Source organism: Burkholderia sp. Tr-20390, from assembly GCF_017104595.1.
GTDB lineage: Bacteria > Pseudomonadota > Gammaproteobacteria > Burkholderiales > Burkholderiaceae > Burkholderia.
On the sequence record NZ_JAAGPC010000061.1, the window covers coordinates 40,437 to 46,524 of the forward strand.

Below are 6,088 nucleotides of genomic sequence, written 5' to 3' on the forward strand. Positions count from 1 at the left end.
GAAACCATCATGACCACTACCCGGAAACTCGTGCCGTCCGAGCAGGCATCGCTGATCGAACAGGTGCAGCGCATCGCCGAAGGGCTCGGTGCGATGTTCGCGCCGTTCACCGAAGTCGTGGTTCACGACCTGCGCACGCCGAAGCACGCGATCCTCGCGATCCACAACAACCTGTCGGGCCGCGCGGTCGGCGATCCCGCGACCGAGCTCGGCCTCGCACGCATCGCGGACGACGATTTCCCGCCCGTGCTCGCGAACTACCCGAACCGCTTCGCCGACGGCCGCACCGCGAAAAGCACGTCGATCGGCATCAAGGATTCGAGCGGCCGCTATGTGGCCGCGCTGTGCCTGAATGCCGACGTCACGCTGTTCCGCGGCTTCCAGGGCATGCTGAACCAGTTCTGCAGCACGGAAGGCGAAGCCGTCGCGGAAACGCTCGATCCGGCCGGCGCGGACGCGATCCGCCAACGCATCGACGCGTTCGCGATGCGTCTCGCGACGACGCCGCGCGAACTGAAGACCGACCAGCGCCGCGAGCTGATGCAGACGCTGAAGGCAGACGGTTTCCTCGAAGTGCGCCGCGCGATGGAGATCGTGTCGCAACATCTCGGCGTCTCGCGCGCGACCGTCTACAACGATGCGAAATGACGCAAGCGCGTGACACGCGCTGCTTTCCTGCTGAACGATTTCAACGACCACCTGGCAATCCATGAACGCTCCGACTCTCCCCACCTACGACGACGTTGCCGCCGCCGCGGCCCGGCTCGAAGGCCATGCGCACCGCACACCGGTGATGACCTCACGGACGATCGACGAAGCGCTCGGCGCGCACGTGTTCTTCAAGTGCGAGAACCTGCAGCGCATGGGCGCATTCAAGTTCCGCGGCGCGTTCAACGCGCTGTCGCGCTTCGACGCGGAGCAGCGTCGCAACGGCGTCGTCGCGTTCTCGTCCGGCAACCACGCGCAGGCGATCGCGCTGTCGGCGCGCATGCTCGGCATTCCCGCGACGATCGTGATGCCGCAGGATGCGCCGGCCGCGAAGATGGCCGCGACGCGCGGCTACGGCGGCAAGGTCGTGACCTACGACCGCTACACCGAGGATCGCGAGCAGATCGGGCGCGATCTCGCGGCGCAGCACGGCCTCACGCTGATCCCGCCCTACGACCACCCGGACGTGATCGCCGGCCAGGGCACGGCAGCCAAGGAACTGTTCGACGAAGTCGGCCCGCTCGATGCGGTATTCACGCCGCTCGGCGGCGGCGGCCTGCTGTCGGGCACCGCGCTCGCCACGCGCGCGCTGTCGCCCCACGCGACGCTGTACGGCGTCGAGCCGGAAGCCGGCAACGACGGCCAGCAATCGTTCCGGTCCGGCGCGATCGTGCATATCGACACGCCGCGCACGATCGCCGACGGGGCGCAGACGCAGCACCTCGGCAACCTGACGTTCCCGATCATCCGGCGCGACGTCGACGACATCCTGACCGCGACGGACGCGGAACTGATCGACTGCATGCGCTTCTTCGCCACGCGTATGAAGATGGTGGTCGAGCCGACCGGCTGCCTGTCGTTCGCCGCGGTGCGACGGATGAAGGACGCGCTGCAGGGCAAGCGCGTGGGCATCGTGATCAGCGGCGGCAACGTCGATCTCGAGAACTTCTGCGCCCTGGTGTCGGCACCGGCATGAACGTCGCGGCGCGCATGAACATTCCGTCATCCGCGCCGCATCATTCCTTCACGTCGCGTTAAGTTTCGCGCCCTAGACTGATGATGTTGTCCCGCAGTCAGTCGTGAAGGAGCCACCATGAAATCGCACGCGATCGTCGCCGCCGCCCTGGCGGCTGCTTCCCTTTCGGCGTTCGCTCAACCGGGCGTGACGTCATCCGGTTTTCCCGCAGCGTCGCCGCACGACGCCGTCGCGCAAGCGACGCACCGCTCGCCCGGCGCGTTGCCGCACGCCGGCTTCGTGCTCGCGAAGATCGATCAGAACAATACGCCGCCCGATCGCGGCGGCGACCCGAGCGGCCGCTCGCACTCCGGCATGCGCATGTGACGGCACGCGCCGGGCGCTGTGCCGCGCCCGGCCCTCAGAACGCAGGCAGCGACGGATCGCGTGACGCGAGGATGTCGTCGGTGCGCCGCTGCAGCGCGCCGTCGATCGTCTCCGGTTGCGGAATCAGCCAGTAGCGCCCGTCCCGGATGCCGTCGAACACCCGCGCGGCGAACGCGTCGGGCGTGAGACCGTGCGCGTTCAGCATCGCGCGCATCGTGTCGACGAAGCCACGCACCTCCGGCCGGTCGTGCACCGCGCCGAACGGGTCGTTGAAGATGCCCGACTGCACGGGGCCCGGCGCAAGCAACGACACGCCGACCGGTGCGCCCAACATCTTCAGTTCTCCATACAGCGATTCCGTCAGCGCGACCACCGCGAATTTCGTTGCCGAATAAGGCGACATCAGCGGGCTCGGCAGGAACCCGCCGACCGACGCGGTATTCACGACGCGCGCCGGCACGTTGCGCTCGAGCATCCGCGGCACGAAGCTGCGGATGCCGTTCAGCACGCCGTGCACGTTGATCGCGAAGCTGCGCTCGAAGCGTTCCGGCGTGATTTCCCAGCTGAAACCGGTCGCCATCACGCCCGCGTTGTTGAACAGCAGGTCGACGCCGCCGAAGCGCTGCCACGCCGCTTCCGCCAGCGCGTCGACGGCTTCCGGCCGGCTGACGTCGGTCGGCACGCACAGGACGTCGGTGTCGAGCGTCGCGGCGAAGGCGTCGAGCTTCGCCGGGTCGAGATCGGCCAGCACGACGCGCATGCCGAGCCCGGCGGCGTAGCGTGCGAGCCCGCTGCCGATACCGCTGGCCGCGCCGGTGATCACGGCGGTGCCGCCGTCGAAGCGAATCGAGTTCGTCATGTCAATCAAAGTCCTGTCGGGTCGATGTGGGGATGCGCATACGCGGGAACCACCGGCGGCGGCAGCACCGTGCGGCCGTCGAGCGAGCGCACCGCGAGTTGCTGCGCGAGCGGGAAATGCAGGCTGTGCGTGACGAGGCCCGTGCGTTCGCGCGCCGGCAGACGGCACAGCGCGAGCGCGGTCTCGGCGAGATACGCGACGTCCTCGGTCGGATAGCCTTCGGGGATGTAGCGCGCGGCACCGGGCGTGCGGATCGCCGTGCTCGGCGCGACGAGATTCACCGCGATGCCGTCGGCTTCGAGTTCGGCCGCGAGCCCCTGCGTGAAGCGCGACAGCGCCGCCTTCGCCGCCGCATAGACGGTCGCGCCGCCCGCACGCGAGAAATCGTCGAACGGCCGCAGCGGCGGCAGCGCCGTCACCGAGCCGACGTTGACGATCCAGCCGGCGCCGCGGGCGCGCATCAGCGGGATCGCGGCCTGTGCCAGCGCGAACGGAATCCGCAGATAGTGTTCGATCGTCGTGTCGAACATCGTCATCGGCATCGCGTCGACGCACGCGTAGTCGGCCACGCCCGCGTTGTTGACGAGGATGTCGAGGCCGCCGGCGGCTTGCGCCGCGCGCCCGACGAGCGCGTCGCGCTCGGCCGCGTTCGACAGGTCGGCCGCCAGCGCAATCGCGCGGCCGCCGGCGGCCTCGATCAGCGCAACCGTTTCGGCGAGCGTGCCGGCGGTCGTCGCCGATTGCGTGAGGCTGCGCGCCGTCACGACGACGGTCGCGCCTTCGGATGCGAGGCGCTGCGCGATCGCACGGCCAATGCCGCGGCTGGCGCCCGTCACGAGCGCGCACTTGCCGGCCAGTACGCCGGTTCGGGTATCGGTCATCGTAGTCTCCTGTGTTGTGCGTGCGGGCCGCTCAACGGGCGATATCCGCAACATGAAGCACCAGCTTCGTTTTCGCCTCGCCCGTTTGAACGAGGTCGAGCGCGCGGGCCGCCTGTTCGAGCGGGAAACGGTCGAAGCGCGGCACGCGCAGCGCGCGCTTGTCGAGTTGCGCCGCGATCCGGCCGAGCGTGCCGCCGCTCGGCATCCGGCTGTAGGTCATCGCGGTGCGCAGGCCGCGTCGTGCGGCAACGGCCGCCGTCGCGGCGAGCCGCTCCGCATCGCCGGCCGCGAGCGTCATGATGTTCGCCAGCGTGCCGCCCGGCGCCAGCAGGTCGAGCGCATCGGGCAACGTGTCGCCGCCGACCGCGTCGAGCACGAGGTCGACACCGCCGGGCGCCCAGGCGCGCAGGGCCGCGGCGATGTCCTGCGCGCGATAGTCGATGCTCGCCGCCGCGCCCAGCGATTCGACCGTCTCGCGGTTGCACGCCGAACACGTTGCCGCGACGCGCGCGCCGGCCTGCACGGCAAGCTGGATCGCGAACGTGCCGACCGCGCCCGCGCCGCCGTGCACCAGCACGGTCTGGCCCGCCTTCAGCCCGCCGTCGTCGAACAGGCCGGCCCATGCGGCAAGCGCAGGCGTCGGCACCGTGGCGGCTTCCGCCAGGCTCACCGCGTCGGGCACGCGCACGACCGAGTCGTGACGCACCGCGACGAATTCCGCATACGCACCCCAGCGCCCCGCGCCGACGTCGGTCTGCGCGAACACGCGCATGCCGGGCGCGAACCCGTCGACGCCGTCGCCGACCGCTTCGACCACGCCCGCCGCGTCGAAGCCGATCACGAACGGAAACGTGTATTGCATGAACGCGCCGAGGTAGCCTTCGCGGCATTTCCAGTCGGCGGGATTGATGCCCGCGTAGGCCACGCGGATCAGCACGTCGCCGGGGCCCGGCGTCGGGGCCGGCACGTCGGCCATTCGCAAGGTGTCGGAATGACCGACGCGGTCGATCAACAGGGCTCGCATCTTCGTGTCTCCAGGGTTGGTTTGATGTCAGCTCGATGTGGGCTGCGCGTCACGCCGCCGTATCCGCCAGCAGGCTCGACGCGAGCGGACAGAACGCATGCGAGATCGCATCGACCGTCCAGTCGGGGCTTTCGGCGTCGAACCGGCGGTCGACCCAGCCCCAGTGATACGGATGCATCAGGTATTCGCCGAGCAGATCGCCGACGTGCGCGAATTCCTGCTGCCACACGTGCGTCCATCCACCGGGCGTTTCGATCCGGCTCAGCCGCCAGTTGCGGATGCCGGGCATGAACGCGGGCATCTGCAGCAGTTCGCGTTCGAGCGCGGCGATCCGCGCTGTGCTGGCCTGCGGCCGCACGCGCAGCATCAGCGTGCGCCAGACGCCGTCGCGCAACACCGGTTCGCGCAGGCCGCCGCCGATCGAGCGGCATTGAGCGCCATCGATGCGCTCGATACCCGGCAATTGAGCCAGCGCCACGAAATCCGCCGTGCCGTCGGCCGCCGAATCGTCGCGCAACACGTCGAGCGTGTAGTCGCCCGCGCCCCAGCTGCCGTCCAGATTGCGTGCCAATGCCACGCGTTTCGTGCCAGGCCGCGCGTGCGCGGCTTCGTGCAATGCATGCTCGATCGCGCCCGCATCGCAATCCGCGGACACGAATACCTGTGCCGTGTCATGCCGCATGATCGACCTCCGTCAGCGCAGGCAGCGGCGCATCGGCGTCCGTCATCACATGGCGGCGGCGCAGGTCGCACAGCGCGTCGACCGCCATCCAGAACCCGACCACGCCGGCATCCGTCAACGCACGCATCCGGTAATAGGCCGGCGCGTCGGCCACGTGCCAGGTCAGCCACAGCGTGCTCGGCTGCCCCGGCACCGCGACGGGCGGTGATACCCAACGGCCGGCCGCCGTCAGCCCACGCGCCGCGTGGCCCGGCAGGTAACGGTCGCGCAGCAGTGCAAGCACGTCGGGAATGCGCTCGGGCGCGAGCGTGATTTCGTCTACGATCTGGATCATTCGCGTGTCGTCCGTGGTCGTTCGTGACAGGGATGCGCAGCCGGCCTACGCCGTTCCGGCGAGGCCGAACGCGGTCGGCGTGGATAGCATTCTTGCGTGGTGACGATTCACAGACCCCTACCGGCCCGCTCACCGCCCCCTGTCGCAACGATCAGATCGGGAAACTCATGAAACAGCGCGCCATCCCGGCCCTCGGCCGCGTCCTGCCGGGCCTCGGCGCGCGCCTGCTGAGCGAACTCACGCGCAGCGGCGCGCCGC

At 69.6% G+C, this 6,088-nt stretch carries 8 protein-coding genes; 3 read left to right on the forward strand and 5 right to left on the reverse strand.

From position 1 onward, the window contains the following. Positions 1 to 9 precede the first annotated feature (9 nt). From G3N98_RS18500 to G3N98_RS18510, 3 genes are all read left to right on the forward strand, one after another. Positions 10 to 648, forward strand: a complete 639-nt coding sequence (locus tag G3N98_RS18500) for a helix-turn-helix transcriptional regulator (protein WP_206148849.1) — start codon at positions 10 to 12, stop codon at positions 646 to 648. A 61-nt stretch (positions 649 to 709) separates the two neighbouring features. Continuing rightward, positions 710 to 1,684, forward strand: a complete 975-nt coding sequence (locus tag G3N98_RS18505; RefSeq protein WP_175238449.1) for a threo-3-hydroxy-L-aspartate ammonia-lyase — start codon at positions 710 to 712, stop codon at positions 1,682 to 1,684. A gap of 117 nt (positions 1,685 to 1,801) precedes the next feature. After that, the gene (locus G3N98_RS18510) at positions 1,802 to 2,050 is read left to right on the forward strand and encodes a hypothetical protein (protein WP_089427404.1); all 249 of its coding nucleotides are present in this window, start codon (positions 1,802 to 1,804) and stop codon (positions 2,048 to 2,050) included. Between the two features lie 34 nt (positions 2,051 to 2,084). Here the strand turns inward: G3N98_RS18510 and G3N98_RS18515 are convergent, their stop codons facing one another. From G3N98_RS18515 to G3N98_RS18535, 5 genes are read right to left on the reverse strand one after another with little or no spacing between them, the layout of a single operon-like run. Then, positions 2,085 to 2,909 (reverse strand): SDR family NAD(P)-dependent oxidoreductase, encoded by an 825-nt coding sequence (locus tag G3N98_RS18515; protein ID WP_206148850.1) that lies wholly within the window; start codon positions 2,907 to 2,909, stop codon positions 2,085 to 2,087. A gap of 5 nt (positions 2,910 to 2,914) precedes the next feature. Then, positions 2,915 to 3,790, reverse strand: a complete 876-nt coding sequence (locus G3N98_RS18520; protein WP_206148851.1) for an SDR family NAD(P)-dependent oxidoreductase — start codon at positions 3,788 to 3,790, stop codon at positions 2,915 to 2,917. 31 nt (positions 3,791 to 3,821) lie between these two features. Continuing rightward, positions 3,822 to 4,814 (reverse strand): NADP-dependent oxidoreductase, encoded by a 993-nt coding sequence (locus G3N98_RS18525; protein ID WP_206148852.1) that lies wholly within the window; start codon positions 4,812 to 4,814, stop codon positions 3,822 to 3,824. Between the two features lie 49 nt (positions 4,815 to 4,863). Next, positions 4,864 to 5,496 carry a Dabb family protein gene (locus G3N98_RS18530; protein WP_206148853.1) on the reverse strand — a complete coding sequence of 211 codons (633 nt, stop codon included), beginning with the start codon at positions 5,494 to 5,496 and terminating at the stop codon, positions 4,864 to 4,866. Then, complete coding sequence (locus G3N98_RS18535; protein WP_206148854.1) at positions 5,486 to 5,830, reverse strand: hypothetical protein; 345 nt, start codon at positions 5,828 to 5,830, stop codon at positions 5,486 to 5,488. Before G3N98_RS18535 ends, G3N98_RS18530 begins: the two co-directional genes overlap by 11 nt. Positions 5,831 to 6,088 lie beyond the last annotated feature (258 nt).

Coding starts and splice junctions, on each gene's coding strand:
- G3N98_RS18525 (WP_206148852.1), bottom strand. CDS start 4,814: ATGCGAGCCCTGTTGATCGACCGCGTCGGTCATTCCGACACCTTGCGA.
- G3N98_RS18535 (WP_206148854.1), bottom strand. CDS start 5,830: ATGATCCAGATCGTAGACGAAATCACGCTCGCGCCCGAGCGCATTCCC.
- G3N98_RS18500 (WP_206148849.1), top strand. CDS start 10: ATGACCACTACCCGGAAACTCGTGCCGTCCGAGCAGGCATCGCTGATC.
- G3N98_RS18505 (WP_175238449.1), top strand. CDS start 710: ATGAACGCTCCGACTCTCCCCACCTACGACGACGTTGCCGCCGCCGCG.
- G3N98_RS18510 (WP_089427404.1), top strand. CDS start 1,802: ATGAAATCGCACGCGATCGTCGCCGCCGCCCTGGCGGCTGCTTCCCTT.
- G3N98_RS18520 (WP_206148851.1), bottom strand. CDS start 3,790: ATGACCGATACCCGAACCGGCGTACTGGCCGGCAAGTGCGCGCTCGTG.
- G3N98_RS18515 (WP_206148850.1), bottom strand. CDS start 2,909: ATGACGAACTCGATTCGCTTCGACGGCGGCACCGCCGTGATCACCGGC.
- G3N98_RS18530 (WP_206148853.1), bottom strand. CDS start 5,496: ATGCGGCATGACACGGCACAGGTATTCGTGTCCGCGGATTGCGATGCG.